This is a genomic window from Streptomyces sp. NPDC107498, from assembly GCF_055582805.1.
This window is the reverse complement of the sequence record NZ_JBVJPE010000035.1, coordinates 1-14926: the sequence shown is the minus strand read 5'-3', so window position 1 is coordinate 14926 and position 14926 is coordinate 1. Positions and strand designations below refer to the sequence as shown.

13 protein-coding genes are annotated in these 14926 nt (G+C 71.3%); 9 read left to right on the top strand and 4 right to left on the bottom strand.

All coding sequences use genetic code 11. The annotated features are described in order from the left end of the window. Positions 1-916 precede the first annotated feature (916 nt). The 4 genes from ACZ66Z_RS34685 to tpg (ACZ66Z_RS34670) all read left to right on the top strand — a co-directional run bounded on the left by ACZ66Z_RS34685 (position 917) and on the right by tpg (ACZ66Z_RS34670) (position 7309). Complete coding sequence (locus tag ACZ66Z_RS34685; protein WP_469939806.1) at positions 917-3550, top strand: hypothetical protein; 2634 nt, start codon at positions 917-919, stop codon at positions 3548-3550. After that, entirely contained in the window at positions 3547-4383 is an 837-nt protein-coding gene (locus ACZ66Z_RS34680; protein ID WP_469939805.1) for a DciA family protein, read from the top strand. The genes ACZ66Z_RS34685 and ACZ66Z_RS34680 overlap by 4 nt, the downstream gene beginning before the upstream one ends. A gap of 100 nt (positions 4384-4483) precedes the next feature. Then, positions 4484-6739 (top strand): telomere-associated protein Tap, encoded by a 2256-nt coding sequence (tap, locus tag ACZ66Z_RS34675; RefSeq protein ID WP_469939804.1) that lies wholly within the window; start codon positions 4484-4486, stop codon positions 6737-6739. Between the two features lie 12 nt (positions 6740-6751). Beyond that, positions 6752-7309: a telomere-protecting terminal protein Tpg gene (tpg, locus tag ACZ66Z_RS34670; protein WP_469939802.1), complete on the top strand. Its 558-nt coding sequence runs from the start codon at positions 6752-6754 to the stop codon at positions 7307-7309. A gap of 131 nt (positions 7310-7440) precedes the next feature. On the opposite strand, the gene ACZ66Z_RS34665 is transcribed toward tpg (ACZ66Z_RS34670), so the two are convergent. Next, entirely contained in the window at positions 7441-8097 is a 657-nt protein-coding gene (locus ACZ66Z_RS34665; protein WP_469939801.1) for a GNAT family N-acetyltransferase, read from the bottom strand. A gap of 282 nt (positions 8098-8379) precedes the next feature. Here ACZ66Z_RS34665 and tpg (ACZ66Z_RS34660) point away from each other — a divergent pair, with 282 nt between their 5' ends. The 5 genes from tpg (ACZ66Z_RS34660) to ACZ66Z_RS34640 all read left to right on the top strand — a co-directional run bounded on the left by tpg (ACZ66Z_RS34660) (position 8380) and on the right by ACZ66Z_RS34640 (position 10980). Continuing rightward, positions 8380-8973 (top strand): telomere-protecting terminal protein Tpg, encoded by a 594-nt coding sequence (gene tpg, locus ACZ66Z_RS34660; protein ID WP_469939799.1) that lies wholly within the window; start codon positions 8380-8382, stop codon positions 8971-8973. Positions 8974-9077: 104 nt separating this feature from the next. Further along, positions 9078-9839, top strand: a complete 762-nt coding sequence (locus ACZ66Z_RS34655) for a hypothetical protein (protein WP_469939798.1) — start codon at positions 9078-9080, stop codon at positions 9837-9839. 80 nt (positions 9840-9919) lie between these two features. Then, a complete protein-coding gene (locus ACZ66Z_RS34650; protein ID WP_469939797.1) occupies positions 9920-10177 on the top strand; it encodes a hypothetical protein in 258 nt (85 codons plus the stop codon). 300 nt (positions 10178-10477) lie between these two features. Further along, a complete protein-coding gene (locus ACZ66Z_RS34645; RefSeq protein WP_389525181.1) occupies positions 10478-10708 on the top strand; it encodes a hypothetical protein in 231 nt (76 codons plus the stop codon). Then, positions 10708-10980 carry a hypothetical protein gene (locus ACZ66Z_RS34640; RefSeq protein WP_469939795.1) on the top strand — a complete coding sequence of 91 codons (273 nt, stop codon included), beginning with the start codon at positions 10708-10710 and terminating at the stop codon, positions 10978-10980. The genes ACZ66Z_RS34645 and ACZ66Z_RS34640 overlap by 1 nt, the downstream gene beginning before the upstream one ends. Positions 10981-12056: 1076 nt before the next feature. Here the strand turns inward: ACZ66Z_RS34640 and ACZ66Z_RS34635 are convergent. The 3 genes from ACZ66Z_RS34635 to ACZ66Z_RS34625 all read right to left on the bottom strand — a co-directional run bounded on the left by ACZ66Z_RS34635 (position 12057) and on the right by ACZ66Z_RS34625 (position 14060). Beyond that, complete coding sequence (locus ACZ66Z_RS34635; RefSeq protein WP_469939794.1) at positions 12057-12503, bottom strand: hypothetical protein; 447 nt, start codon at positions 12501-12503, stop codon at positions 12057-12059. Positions 12504-12966: 463 nt separating this feature from the next. Beyond that, positions 12967-13386, bottom strand: coding sequence for a helix-turn-helix domain-containing protein (locus ACZ66Z_RS34630; protein WP_469939792.1), 420 nt, complete (start codon positions 13384-13386; stop codon positions 12967-12969). 50 nt (positions 13387-13436) lie between these two features. After that, positions 13437-14060: a hypothetical protein gene (locus ACZ66Z_RS34625; protein WP_469939791.1), complete on the bottom strand. Its 624-nt coding sequence runs from the start codon at positions 14058-14060 to the stop codon at positions 13437-13439. Positions 14061-14926: the final 866 nt, after the last annotated feature.

The window sequence follows — 14926 nt, the reverse complement described above, 5'->3', positions numbered from 1 at the left end:
GCCTGGGCATGCTGACGCCAGCCTCCGGATTCAGGGGGTTGGGATGACCTAGCCGGCCATCGGCCGCGCGCGCCAAGAAGAAGTGGACTAGCCATCCCTTCGGCCCCGCGCGGCCCGTCTACCGCCTGGCTCTTCACCAGAGCGGTCCGCTCAGATCCCGGCTGCTACCGGTTCTGAGCTGCGGCTTATCAAGCCGCTCATGTTGATCCGGCCCCTTATCAGGGCCATTGCACAACCCGCGGGCCCCCGCCAAGGGGCTTCGCGGTTCGTTCCGAGGCCCCGCCAAGGGCTTCGAAACACCAGTTCGAAAACCACCGAGAGGAAGGAGATCCGCCGCTGGTCTTCGCCCATCACACGAGCCATCGAGTCAAGCCCCCGCCAGGGGGCCGTACGCGTTGATCCATATGAAGGCTGGTATCGCCATAGTGCACGAGCACCGCAGGTCTTGTCAGGTCGACCACGACCAGGTCAGTACCCCCTCTGGGGTGATTACCGCAGGTTGTGGTGTCCCCTCTAGCGGGATTGTGACCTATATCACACCCCTTGACTGTCACACCGTTGCCGCCCGACCCGTGGGCCGCCCGGCCTCGGGAGTCCCCCAGCCGGGATCGACCGCTGCCCTGATTCACCCCGTGCGGGACTTCATCGACAACTGCGTCGGCGGTGTCCTCGAGGGGGCCGTCCCGTGTGGCGGGACGGTTTCCGCGATTGTTGCCCGCCGTGCGGGAGGACTGGGGGCGATCGGGGCTCGGCGGACTTTGTCCACAGGCCGACTCGTACAGGCTCGGCGGGTGGATGAAGAATCGCGCGTTCTGCCTGCTCAGGGAGGTGTCCGCTTTGGCGTGTACACCAGCCCGATGACGAAGATGACCTCGGTCCTCGCGGTGTCCGCCGCTGCGGTCTCGGCGGTGGGCCGATGAGCACGGTCGCGGCGCCGGCCGCCGTGCTGGACCACCTCCTGCGGGACGACGTCGACAACTCCGTCGGCGATCCGTGGCTTCCCGGCCAGCGGACCGCGCTGCGGTCGGTGCCGGCCTCCGGGCAGTCGGACGACGGCGGCCCGGACGACCCGCTGCGCCTTGGTCGCGCGATGCGGCTTCGGCTGCGCGACGCGGTCCAGACGCTGCTGGCGGACCCGTCGATCGCCGGGCTGAAGGACGCGCCGAAGCTGGCCGCGGTGGTGCTGTACGCGAAGTCGCGGGCGCCCAAGGGCGAGGACGACGACCTCCAGACCTCGATCTGGGGCGCGGAGCTCGGCCGGTGGATGGGCATGAAGGAGTCGACGGTCCACCACAAGGTGCTGCCGGTGCTCCGCAGCTCGGACGCGGTGCACACGCAGGTGGTGAGGGACGGGAAGGGGCACCCGACCGGACTGGACTGCCTGGTCATGCCGCTGTGGCGCGCTCATCACGGCGGGGGAGCGGGGCATCCGCTGGCGCTGACGAAGGCGGAGCTGGCGACGCTGCTGCACCTGTGCGAGGCGCTGTTTGGGCACGGCTGGACGCCGAAGGACAAGGAGCCGACGCCGCCGGGGCTGTTGGCCGGCCGTATGGGTAAGGGCGCGGCGACCGACCGGCTCGGGCTGCTGCTGATGGTGCTGAACACCCGGGCGTCGGGCTGGCTGCAGCTGGTCGGCGGCTCGGTGAAGAAGCGCGAGGGGCGCGGGGCGGCGACGCTGGCCCGGCTGCTGGGCTGCTCGCCGTCGGGGGCGCGGAAGGTGCTGGCGCGGCTGACGGAGGCCGGTGTCGTGGCGCGGCAGCGCAAGGCGACGTCGACGCGGATGAACGGCCGGGGCAAGGTCATGCTGCTGCCGGTCGCCCGCGCGTACGGGCGCTCGCTGGCCTCTGTGGAGGCTGTTTCGGGGGCTGGATCGGTGTTTTCGGTGCGTCCCGATGGTGCGTGCGGAGATCATGCTCCGGCCGCTGCGACGGGTGCCCTTGGTACGTCTGGGATCGGCGGTACTGAGGAGGCCGGAGATGCGGCGGTTCAGGAGCGTCCCGATGGTGCAGAGCTCCACGCAGACCACGCTTCTGTGGTTACTCCTGTAGTTCCTCCGCAGCTCTCTGGTGGCTTTTCCGGCGAAGGCCGTGGGGGTGAGGGCCGTCTGCCGGGACGCGCGTGCGTGCGCGAGGACCAGGCCGCCGACGGCGAGACCGCCGTGGCCGGGTCCGGGAGCCCGGTGGCCGGGGTCGACCCGCTTCGCGGTGAAAAGCCCACCAAGTCACCGGTCGACGAGCAGGAGCAGGCAGGCGGCGTTGCCGCTGGTGCCGGTGCCCGGCTGACGGTCGTGGGTGGTCGAAAGGCGCAGCAGCAGGGGCGGTCGGAGCTTCCGGCCGATCTTGATCTGCGGGTGGCTCTGGCGCCGGTGTCCTGGCTGTGGACGAAGCTGAACCGCTGGCAGCAGGACCGCGTCGTAGAGGCCGCGAAGGCGGAGCTGGCGCAGCTGCGGAACGTGCTGGAGTGGGCGGGGCAGGCTCCGTCGGTGCTGGCCGCCCGGCTGACGTCCCGGCTCGAGGAGACCGGCGGTGAGGCCCTGATTGCCCGCCCGTTCGGCTGGATCACCCGCCGCGGGCTGGTGCGCCGGCCGTCGTGCTCGGATGTGCGGTGCGACGACGGTGTCCGGCTCGACACCGGCGCCGACTGCGACAACTGCGCCAACATCCTGCACTCTCGGAGGGCGTGGCGGGTGCGGATCGCGGCCGAGGTCGACCAGGAGCTGCCCGGCCTGGAGACGGACGCGCGGTACCGGGAGATCGAGGCCCGGATGCGCCGTCATGCCGAGGCCGAGGCCGCCGACCTTGTGGCCCGTCAGGCCGAGGCACGGGAGCGGGCGGCCCAGCGTGCGGCGGCCCGTGCCGAGGCCGAGGCGCAGGCTGCCATCGAGCGGGAGCGGGCAGTGGCCGAGGCGGCGGTCCGGCAGGCCGTGGCGTGCGAGGACTGCGGCCGGGAGCGTTCGGCCGGGCTGTGCGAGGCGTGTGACCACCGGTGCCAGACCGAGGCCCTGATCGGCGAGGCCGGTCTCCTCGCGGCGGCCTGGTCGGCTGACCCGAGCGACCCGGTGGCCGTCGCGGCCGTCGCTGCCGAGGTCCGTACGGCCATCGAGGACGCCATCGCCGCCTCGTGGGCCCAGTTCCAGGAGATCACCGACCCGGCCGCCCTGGAGGCAGCCGGCCCGGACGCTGTCGAGGACGCCGCCGCGCACAACGCGTTCGTGGTCGCGGAGAGCGCCGTCGGGGAGTACCGGCACGAGGCCCTGGTGATGCTCGGCCGCAGCACGGAGGCCCAGGCCGAGGCCCGCAAGGCGTACGCGACCGAGCTCGCCAAGCCCTGGTTCCAGGCGCTGCCCGACAGCGACGACGCCCAGCGCGCCGCGACCGAGGCCGCCGCGAAGGCGCAGACCCGCACCGCCGAGCACCTGCTCGCCGTGCGGCTGGAGCAGCTGCACGCTCAGGCCCGGCCCGAGCCGGTCCGGTCCGCGCCGTGGTCGCGGCGCCTGCCCGAGCTCGCCGCCCGCCCGCTGGACGGCGAGGCCCTGGAGGTGACCGCGTGAACGCCGTCCCGGAGCTGTCCGGCGTCGACCTCGCCCGCCAGGCCCTGCTCGCCGCCCGGGAGGCGGCGGAGAAGAACGGCGCCCAGACGAAGAAGCCGAAGCGGCGCACCGGTACCGCCGTACGGCGAGACGGCCGCGAGCCGCTCGGGCTCGGTGCGGCGATCACGATGATGATGACCGAGCGCGGCATGGTCGCACCGGCCGCCGGCGGTAGCGTCCTCGCCCGGTTCGACGACATCCTCGCCGCGGCCGCGCCCGAACTCGCCGGGCACGTCCAGGCGGTGAAGTTCGACGCGGGCACCGGCCGCCTGGACGTCGCCCCCGACGCTCCGGCGTACGGCACGAAGGTGCGCTGGATCGCGCCAAAGCTGATCGCGGCCGCCAACGAGAAGGCGCCCGGTGCGAACGTGCGCACCCTGTACGTCCTGCCGCCCACCCCCGGAAAGGGCGGCCCCGCCACGGCGGCCGCCACCACGGCCCCGCAGCCGACAATGCCCGGCGTCCCGATGGAGCGCCGGACCCCGCCCGAGGGATACCGCCGCGCGATCGAGGCCCACCGGCAGGCCGCCCGGCCGTCCCTGGCGGACCCGGCCATCGCGGAGGCGGTGGAGCGGCAGACCGCCGCGATGCGGGAGCTGTCCCGCAGAGCGTTCTCCGAGACCGACGTCGTGGTGCCGGCCCCGATCGAACAGGCCCGCGCCGGTCGCCGTCGGGAAGCCGACGCCTCGCACGCTGCGGCAGTGCGCCGGGCCCGTGCGGAGCGTGCGGCGAAGGAGGCCGGGACGGTAGCAGCGGTGACGCCTCAGCGGGCTCCGCTGCGGACGTCAGCGTGAAGTGTCGCTTCACTCGATAGAGCGCCCGTACGCGATATGTACGCTGTTCGTACGCGAAACGTACGCTTCATGGGGTAGAGTGTGGTCAGGAGGTGCTTTGATGTCCGAGTTGTTCGATGCGGTCGACGCCCTGCTGGCGTCCCGCGCCGCGCTGCCGCCGCCGGCGGAGCGCAAGCGGCTGCGTGCCGCGCACGGCCTGACGATCGATGAGGTGGCCACCGCGCTGAAGGTGCGCCGGGCCACGGTGTCCGGCTGGGAGTCCGGCAAGACGGAGCCCCGCCCGCCCGAGCGCGACGCCTACGCCCGGCTGCTGGACAAGCTCGCGGAGCTTTACCCCGCCGACCCGACCGATACGGACACAGCCGCGCCCGCCGCCGACGCTGCGGTGCCGGCGACGTTCACCGCCGCGCCCGCCCCGGCGGAAGCGCGGACTCTGTCCACAGGCCAGGCGTCCGAGGCTGCGGTCATGACTGCAACCGAGAACACCCAGACCCCTGCCCCTGCCTCTGCTGCTCCGGCGGCCGCGCCGCGTCCGGCACGCACCGCCAGGCCGTCGTCGACGTCGCGTCGCCCGGGTGCGAAGAAGGCGGTCCCGGTCGGCACCCCGGCGGGCGGCACCGATCCGCGGTTCGCCAACGGGCCGCTGGCGGTCGTCGACGTCGAGGACGGGCAGGTGCTGGCGTACTGCACCGGCGGCCTGGTCCTGGACGTGCCCGCCAAGTCCATCCCGGCCCTGGTCGACTGGACGCTGCGCGAGGCCAAGCTCGGGCAGCCGAAGCTGTCGGGGCCGGGCAAGGACGCCGACCCGCTGATCGTGCTCACCGAGGCCGCGCTGGAGCGCTACGGCCTGCCCGTCACGCTCACCGAGGAGGAGAAGCACGCCGGGCGGATCCCGGAGGGCCACAAGGTCATCAAGCAGCTGGCCCGCGCGGAGTGGAAGCTGACGAAGCGCGGGTTCGGCCCGTGGGCGCGGATCTACCGCCCCGCCACCGGCTCGGAGCGGGCCTGCGTGCAGCTGTGCATCCCGTCGTGGAACGCGCTCGACACCCGGCACTGGGGCACCGCCGCACAGCTCCCGCCGGCGGAGCTCGCCCGCGTCCTGGGCGTGTACGCCTCGCGGGTGATGACGCCGCGCGGCTCCACGGCCGTCACGGGCCTGGAGCTGATGACCGCGCTGCACCCGCCGACGCGGGCCTCCGAGCCGGATGCCGACGGCAAGCGGCACTCCGAGCACAACCCCGGCTCGCTGGGCAAGGACGCCATCGACCCGATGAACTGGCCGCCGTGCGAGGTCCCCGACGGCCACCCCGTCCTCAAGGACCTGCCCCGGTTCCACGTGCGCGGACCCGCGGAGAAGCTGTTCGAGGAGGCGTACGACTGGGCCCGTCCGATGACCGACGCGGAGTGCACCCTGCGCCACCTCGTCGGCATCGACGTCAACATGGCCTTCGCCGCCGGCGCCAACGGCCTGCCGGTCGGCCTCGGTGAGGCGACGCACGTCAAGGCCCCCGCGTTCGACCCGAAGCTGCCCGGCTCCTGGCTCGTCGACCTCAGCCATGTCGACCTGTCCCGCGTGAAGGTCGGCAAGGAGTGGGTGGAGCTGGACGGCAGCCTCCTGCCCTCCCCCTTCACGCCGAAGGGCGAGCGCCCCGAGGGCCCGGCCTGGTACGCGACGCCCACCGTGGCGTACGCGGTCGAGCTCGGCTACGAGGTGCGCCCGGTCGAGGCGTGGGTGCGCTACGAGAACGGCCGCTATCTGGACGGCTGGTACAACCGGCTGCGCGACGCCTACCTCGCCACGATGGCCGACCTCGGCGTCGACGCCGACCTGTCGCCCGGGGACTTCCTCGCCGCGATGGATGGCTACAAGGCCCGCGACCCAGAGCTGGCGATCGTCACCTCGGCCATCAAGGCGACGGTGAAGGGCGGGCTGGGGAAGCTGCGCGAGCGGCCCCGCGGCGAGGGCTGGCGGCCCGGCGAGCCGTGGCGCGCGCTGTCCCGGCCGACCTGGCGGCCCGACATCCGGGCGGCCGTCATCTCCCGCACGCGCATCAACCTGCACCGCAAGATCGTGAAGCACGCGGCGTTCACTGGGCAGTACCCGATCGCGATCCTGTCGGACTGCGTCGTCTACGCCGCAGGCGGGCCCTCGCCGCTGGACTTCCTGCCCTACCGGGAGGGCAAGCCGCTGCCCGGCGGCTTCAAGCTCGGCATCAACCCCGGCCTGGTCAAGTGGGAGGGCACGCAGGACGTCCTGTGGGGCGAGGAGGTTCGGGAGAAGTTCAACGCCCCGGAGCTCAACCTCGCCCGGTACATCAAGGACGGCACCGTCACCGACGTCGACAACGGAGAGTAGGAGAGGGCCACGATGAGCCTGTTCGGGGACGGCCTGGAGGCCGCGGTGCAGAAGGCGTTCACGCGTCCGGCGCCCAAGACCGCGGGCCCGCAGATGCGGTACCTGGTCAAGAAGCTCGGCGGCACCAAGCCGGTCGCCGACCTGCTGGGGATGTCCCAGCGCCAGGTGGAGCGGTACGTGGCGGGCAAGGCCAAGAACCCGCGCCCCGCCCTCGCCGCGCGCCTGGAGCGCGAGGTGAAGAAGCGCTGGCAGCCGCAGATCCGGGCCATGGCCAGGGCGAAGGCGGCGTCCACGGGCGGCATCGTCATCGACACCCGAGCCCGCATGGGCTACACCGCGCCGATCGGGTCGACGGACCAGGACCGCATCCGGCACCTGACCGTCGCCCTGCCCCCGCAGTACGCCGCCCGCCTCTTCGACGCCCAGGAGGCCGGCGCCAGCGACCAGGAGCTGCAGGAGATCGCAGCCGAAGGACTCAAGGAGGTGTACTTCCAGGACGGCGGCCGCCGCGCCGGCTCCCTGGAGGAGGTCCGGTTCACGGACATCGAGCACCTCGAGTTCGACCTGTAGCAGCCGCGCCCCGAACAGCCCGCGAGCCCCGGACCGATGTGGTCCGGGGCTCGCTCGCGTATCCGCGGGGGGCAGGATGTTCAAGCACGCGATGCCATGCCCAACGACAGGCCGGCGCCCGGGTCACTCGCTCAGCGTGCAGGGCTGGGCAGGACGCCGCGAATGACGAGCTGCCGCCCGTAGGGAGTGGGCAGGGGTTCCATCTGGACGCCGGTGCGCAGCGCCTTCACGGAGAAGCGGAAGCCCTTGATCGGGCCGTGGCAGATGAACCCGGCCGGGGTGGGAATGCCGATGCCGTCGGGGGAGACGGTGAAGCCGAGCCCGGCGTAGAAGTCCGTCAGCTCCGGCTCGTGCGTCACGTACAGGATCGCCGCGCCGAACTTTCCCTCCTCATGGGAGCTGACCCCGCGTTCCACGTCGGCGACCAGGGTGCGCGCGATGCCCTTGCCGCGCCAGGCTTCGACCACCGCGAGGGAGTCCAGGCTGGCGACCAGTCCGGCGATGACGTGCGCGTTGGGCGATCCCATGAGCATGGGGTGGGTGAACGCCCAGGCAGCCGGCAGCGACATCGCACCACCGACCAGCGCGCCGGACTCGGATTCCTCCACCACGCGGACGCGGGTGTAATTGTCGGCGTCCAGGCTCTGGCGGATCGCGGCCGGGAGCTGTCGCCAGGACCCATCGGGGTTGTCCGGGTCGGCCAGTCGCATCACGGGCTTCAGAGTGGCCGCGTCGGACTGCATCGCGTCCCGGATCACCACTCCGTCCGGTACGGACGGAACGCTCACAGGGATGACCTTGCCCGGTTGCACCCCAGCCCTGGAGGCCGGAACGGCGTACGTCCCGCCCAGCACGTTCCTCGAGTACAGGCGCTCCGCCTCACGACGCGCCGGGTTTCCCGACCGCCGGGCACCCTTGCGCGCCCCGCCCTTCTGCTTCCCCACGGTGTCCTCCCCTTGTCCACCGCAACACTCCCCCGCACGGCCTCTGCTTCACATCCTGCGACTCAGCCATCTTGGCTGTCGGAGCTCGGCCACTGTCCACAGGCTCCCCGTGGCCGACTAGGACACATGAGCGATCACGACGAGCAGCAGCAGCCGGCCCCGCGCCGCGGCAAGGTCCTGGAGGCCCTCGCACGGGCGGAGCGGAAGGTGTTCACCCGACCCACGCCGAAATCCGCAAAGGCTCAGGTCAAATTCCTTCTCACGCGTTCGAAAGGGTCGGCCAAGGCCCTGGCGGAGCGCCTGGGCGTCTCGCGCCGCACGGTGGAGCGCTACCGCGCCGGGACGCTGACAACCCCGCAGAAGCGCCTCCAGGCCGCCCTGGTGGAGGAGACGGAATCAGAGTGGCAACCGCAGGTCAGAGCACAGGCGCGTCAACAGGCAGCCACCTCCAGCGGCATGATGGTGGACGTGACGGCCCACTTCGGATTCACCTGCACAGGCAGCTCGGACGACGGCCGCGAGCGCCAGATCACCACGGACATCTCGCCCTACTACGCGAAGCAGATCCTCGAACTCCAGGAAGCGGGTGCGACGGAGGAGGACCTGCATCCGATCGTCGCGGAGGCCATCACGGAGTCGTATTTCACGGAGTGGGGTACCCGAGCCGCTGGCCTGCGAGCAGATTTTACCGACGTCTTGAGAATAGAATTCCGGTTCTGACCCAGCCAAATTCAAGACCTGCTAGAAACGTATTCGGCGGGCCGTCGCACAGCGCTCTGACGACGGCCCGCTCCCGAATCCACACCACGAAAACGAGGCCGACGATGACCACGCCCTGGCCACCCCCGCGCACCGCCCGCCGCCCGCTCGCCCCGCGCGTCGCCGCGCCCCGGGAGCCGGTCGACCCGGCCCGGATCGGTCGCCGCGTCGTACGGCGCCGGGCGAAGGGGATGGACGCCGGCGCCGTCGCGGCGGCCCTCGAGGACGCCCGCTTCGACGCGCGGCAGAACTCCCGGTTCGAGGACCTGGCCGACGACGTCCGCGGCCGGGCGGAGCTCGCGGAATGGGAGCGCCTCGACCAGCTGCTCGCCGCCGCACCATCGGGCACCGTCTACGACCCGGACACCGACGACGTCGTCCAGGCCGAGCTCACCGCCGAAGCCGCGGCCGCCGCCGCCCGCGAAGCCGAGCTGCGCGAAGCCGCCCGGGTCGCGGCCCGCGCCGACGAGCTCCAGGCGCTGCGCGAGCTCCACGCCCTGGAGCAGACCGAGCCCCGCGACGGCGACGAAGCCGCCCGCGACGAACTGACCCGGCGAGCCGGCGGGTACGTCCAGGCCGACGTCGACGCCTGGCTCGCACACGCCCTGGCCGCCCACCGCGGGCACTACCGCGACCCCGCCGCCCGCGAAGCCGCCGCCGGCCTCCTGACGCCGCCGGTCCTCGCCCACGCCGCACTGCTCGCCGAACTCGCCCGCCTGGTCCCCGGCGCCGACGTCGACGAGCTGGCGTTCGCGGCCCGGCTTGCCACCAGCGAACCCGAAGCCGCCGGTGACCTCGCGGTGTTCCTCGCCCGCGCCCGCTCGTAGGACGGAGTACGGCCAACCGCTCCCGGGCGCGTTCTGCCAATCGCCCGCCGCGCCCGGCACGCCGGCGACATCATGAGGGTGTGGCCGACAACACCCTGCACCTGAAGTACGAGCAGATCGACCTGCGCACGGCGAACCTGTCCGGTGCCCTGCTGGGGCTCTCCGACAGGCTCCGGGCCTTCTGTGACGGCAGGGTTCTGTACAGCGGCGAAGAACTGTCCGGCAGAGCGCAGGACCTGGCGCAGGAGATGAACGCGATCGTGGCGCGGTGCGCCGCGCTGGACGCGATGCGTCAGTCCTACCGGGACCTGGTGCAGGATGACCCGGAAGCGAACTGACCCGGCCTCCCCGGCCGGGTGTCACGCTGACTGAGTGTGAGCGTGACACCGACTGTCACGCTCCCTCGAAAAAGTGTCACACCACCTCGAATATGTCCCTGTATGTCCGCTTCTCGGGGCCTGTAGGTGCCTCCAGGGCGGTTTCGGGGGCGGAGCGTGACACATAAGAGTTGATCTCCCGAGCGCTTACGAGCAGTACGGAACGTAGTCACGAGGGGCGGTTCAGCCGGAGTGGTCCCGGGCTCCGCGACCCGGCGATACCGTGGTGAGCAACGCCAGTTCTGCCCCCTGGAGCCCTCGATGAGCGAACAGCCGGCCCCCGCCGACACCGCCCGGCAGCTGGAGCCCGCGGCCGCCGACGCGGTCCGCGCGTACGCGGCCAAGACCCGCGCCGACGCCGACCGGTTCGCCGCCGTCCTGGAAGACATCGCCACCAACGGCCTGCCCGACCCCGAGCAGTGCACCCCGTGGGAGGAGCTGCGCGAGGCCCACCTCGCCCGCCTCGCCTCCCAGCGCCCGGCCGTCGCCTGATGGCCCCGCAGCACGGTCGGCGCCGCGCCCGGATCGCGTTCTCCGACTCCGCCGCCAAGCAGCTGGAGAACCTGACCAGCGAGGCGGAGATCCACGCCCTGGACCGCGCCCTGGTCGTTGTCTCCGTCGACCCCGAGGTCGGCGAGCCGATCCCCGGCGACACCGCCGGCCCCCAGCTGCGCGAGTACGCCGACGAGGTCGAGCGCGTGCGCTTGCTGTACTGGGTCACGGCCTTAAAGACCGTGGTCGTGGTCGCCTACCTCGAGGTCTGACCCGCGACGACCTGGACCAGGCCGACCGCGTGCCGCCGGGCCCGGCCGGCCTCTGCGCATGTTCGTCGGTTGGTGAGGGATCGGGTCCGCCGGTTGGTGAGGGATCGCTCGCGTACAAGAAAGACCTAAGACTGACTGACCAGGGGACGAGCACGCTCTTCCCACCCGCCGTAGGCGAAGTACCGGAAGTACAGCCAGGCAGTCCTCGCCGGGCTCGCCACCTGCCTTGCACCCAGCACCCATCGCCGTGCCGCCGTCGGCCCGGAGCTCCAGGCCGACGGTGCGCCCTGCAACACGCCGGTGCAACGCACGAGTGCAACAGGGTCCGCGTTGCGGCCCTGACCTGCTGCAACACCCCGCACCGCGCCGATCGGGCGCGCGTTGCGCTCCGCGTTGCAGGGTCCCGACCCGGACCGGCCGGAGCGCGCCTTGCACCCCATTGGTAGGTACTACAGGTAGTACCTATGTGCGGGTTGTAGATCTCTCCCCCTGAGAGCGAAGCTCGCTGCGCGGGCACACATCACCCCGCCCTCGCCTCAGCAGAAGTCGACCCCGCCTTCCGGCGCACATGATCCTTCCCGGCCCTGTACGGCCGTCTGCGGCGTTCTGACGCCCTCCGGGCTCCCGAGCGACGATCAAGACCCTGAAAGGCGCTCACAGCGGCGTACAGCGCTTCGGGCGGCGAATGAAGCGCCCCGCGCCTCGGCAACGGCTCCGCGACGGGCGCCGGCGCTCTCCCCGGTCGCCGCCTCTCGCTGCTCCCGGCCCGAGCTCTGCTCTCAGAGGGAAGGAGATTCAACCCGCACATAGGTACTACCTGTAGTACCTACCAATGGGGTGCAAGACGCGATCCGCTCCCGCCAGGCCGCGGCCGTCAGCGACCGGGTGCAGCGCCTCGTGCTGCTCGGCCCCCGACGTCCTGCTGCTCCTGGTGGTGAAGGGTGCAAGACGCCTGCTGCACGTCCGGCGAGCAGCGCAGCGCAGCATTCGCACGGCCCAGACGGCACATGGGTGCTGCACGGGTAGCAAGGCCAGCATCACCGGAGCAGCGCGGATGGCTGCTGCACCGGAGCCGGCTACGCGGGCCCGGCTGCTGCAACCAGCCTCTCGTCCGTCCGGCCGCTGTTCCGTCCGCTCGCCAGCACAGCGCAGCTGAAGAGAACGGCAGGGTCGGCAGCGGTGTCCCGGCGCACGAGTTCGTACAGGGCCTTCATCGCTTCCCACGCTGCCGCGCAGGGGAGGGACGGTTCACGGTCGTCGCCGATCTCAGTGTTCAGGTGGGCAGCGAAGCCGAACTGGTACTCCTGGGCCTGGTCCGCAGCGACCACGCGCTTGTGAGCCTCTTCGGCCGCGATGAACCAGTGCGCTGCCCGGTCCGCGCCCAGCTCGTTGACCACGATCGTGAAGAACGGGATGACGTGCTCTGTGCTCGCGGGCCAGCTACCGGCGGGCCAGCTGTCAGAGGGCGAGCCGTAGTGGCTGCCCAGCTCCAGGGTGAGGTAGAGGCCGAAGTTGTGGGTCACGACTCACTCGTACCGCGGCGACCGACACTCGGGCGGGTGGCGCGCGGCAGGGCCTTCCGGGAACGCTCGTACGGGCCGTCCTACCTGCGGCTTTCCCCTCTAGGGGAACGATGTACGCGCTCCTCAGCGCACCGTCGGCGCTTGTTCTGGAGAACCAGAACAAGACGGTTCCCCTGGTGCTACCGAAACTCGGGCCGCGCTCCGCTGACCAGCACCTTTCTCCTGGAGGGGAATGGTGTGCGCCCGATGTCCCGTTCCCGGCGACGCGTGTTCTGGAGAACTAGAACATGTCGGTACCTCTGGTGATACCGACAACCGGGGCGGCAACCCGACGACCTGTGGTTTCCCCTGGGCGGGAAGGATGTGCCACCCGAAGGCCCCGAGCGGACCGCTGGGCACGCGAACGGCGCCGCACCCTGGGGGGTGCGGCGCCGTAGCGACGGGAAGGGCCCTGTGGGGCCGCTCAGGCGCTTTGCGCGAGGTTGGCGACCTGCGCGGCGAAGCGGGTTCGGCGCTGCTCGGTGAAGTCCTCTGCGGGCGTCGTGTTGATCTCGGGGACCGCCATCGCGGTGCCAGCGACCCGGCCGCCGGTGAGGACGGGGTGGAGCTGGTAGCAGCCGCGGCGCAGCAGCCACGCGAGGCCGGCCTCCCGCAGCTCCTTGAAGCCACGGTTCACCGCAGGCTTCCCGGCGCCAAGCTCGGCGGCCATCTCGGCTTGGCTGATGCCGACAGCACCGCTGTCCGGGTCCTGGAAGGCCAGGAGCACATCGAGCACACGCCGGGCGGTCAGGGAGATGTCCACGAGGGCGAGCATCCGCAGAGCGTCACGGGTGAGCGTGACGGGCTCGTTGGACGGTAGGCCAGGTACGTAAGTGGTGCTCACGAGGGCCTCCTGGTCGATGTCTTCTGGCTCTGAGGATATGCCCGCGCGCGTCACGCGCTCGCCTTCCGGGCGGGCAGACGGCGGCGCGACAGCTTCACAACCTTCTCGCTGCGACGGGCGGCCTCGGCGGCCTTCTTCGCCTCGGCCCGCTCCTTGCGCCACTCGGCGGGGTAGTCCGGGGCCGGGATGATGCAGGCCGGGCCCTTCGCGGCGTTCCACTCCTTCTGCCACTGCTCCTGCTCGGCGGAGGTGCCGGCCACCGTGAGCCACGGGTTGAGCTGCAGCACCCCAGGCTTCGCGGTCCGCATCCAGCCGATCTGATGGAAGAACTGACACGGCTCGCTCACCGAGGCCGCGGACAGGCTGCACCGCTGCTGGAGGACGCGCTGGTTGATCTCGACGTAGCCGCGCGGCGCCTTCGTCCGGTCCACGCCGTGGTAGGCCGGGTCCTGCGCGGCCACGAGCTTGCACCACACCTGGAACCAGCTGCCCGGCATCTTGAGGCTGCCCAGGACGTCCATCAGCAGCCGGGCGTCCAGGACGTAGCCCTTCGCCTCCGCGCTGACCGCGAACTCGCGGCCCTGGATCTTCTCGACACTGACGACCATGCCGCCCTTGCCGTCGGACCGCGCGACAACGCGCTGGCCGGGCCGAACGACCGGCAGCTGCTCCATCAAAGCCTCCAGGAAGATCATCGTGCGTCGGGCACGAACGGTATCACTAGGGGAACCGTCTTGTTTCAGAGGGGTAGAACACGCCCTGGCTCCAGCGGGCCACTGAGCCGCTCCGGCACGCCCGGAGTTTGTTCTAGATCTCCAGAACAAACAGACCCCCCTTTGTTCTGGAGATCTAGAACACGCCGTTTGACGTTTGTGCAGGTCAGGGCGTTTTGGAGCCGCGAGCACTCTTAGGTGTCTGTAAGACACCCTCCGGGCCTGTCGGGCGGGTGCCGGCCTTGGCTCCCCTGGGCTGGCAGCAGCGGGAAGCCGGGCGTGTCTGGCCGCGCTCTCACCCGTCCCGGGGCTGGGGCGGGGTGGCTGAGGCGGCTTCGCGTGCGGCTCCGCGGTTCGGGTGCGGACCGTAGGCGGCATCAGCGGCTCTGAGTCTCGGGTGGTACCGGCCGTGACGATCAAAAGCGAGGAAGCGTGGCCGGTACCGGTGGGCGGTTCCGCCGCCCGGCCCGGGGGGCCGTTCGGCTTCGGTACCTCCGCACGTCGGAATTTTGACTTTCCGATTTCCGGGGTACCGTTCGGTGGCTGAGGTCGGAGCCGTCCCAATTCCTTTTTCCTCGCGCAAGTGGTGGGCAGAATGCCGGTGCTGATGCAGCCTCAAAAGCCGCGCCGAAAGCGGGGGGCTGGGGGGTGTCCTGTGTTTCCGCCAACGGTACATGCTGCATCTCACGGATGCACGCGGTACACTGGAACCCACACGAACGAGCGACCCCTCACCCCCTCGTAGCCAGCCCGGCCCGCGCCAGCGGGCCCCAAGGGACTGGAGGCGCAGCCGGAAGGACCGTCAGGCGGGGGAGCGCAGCGGACCC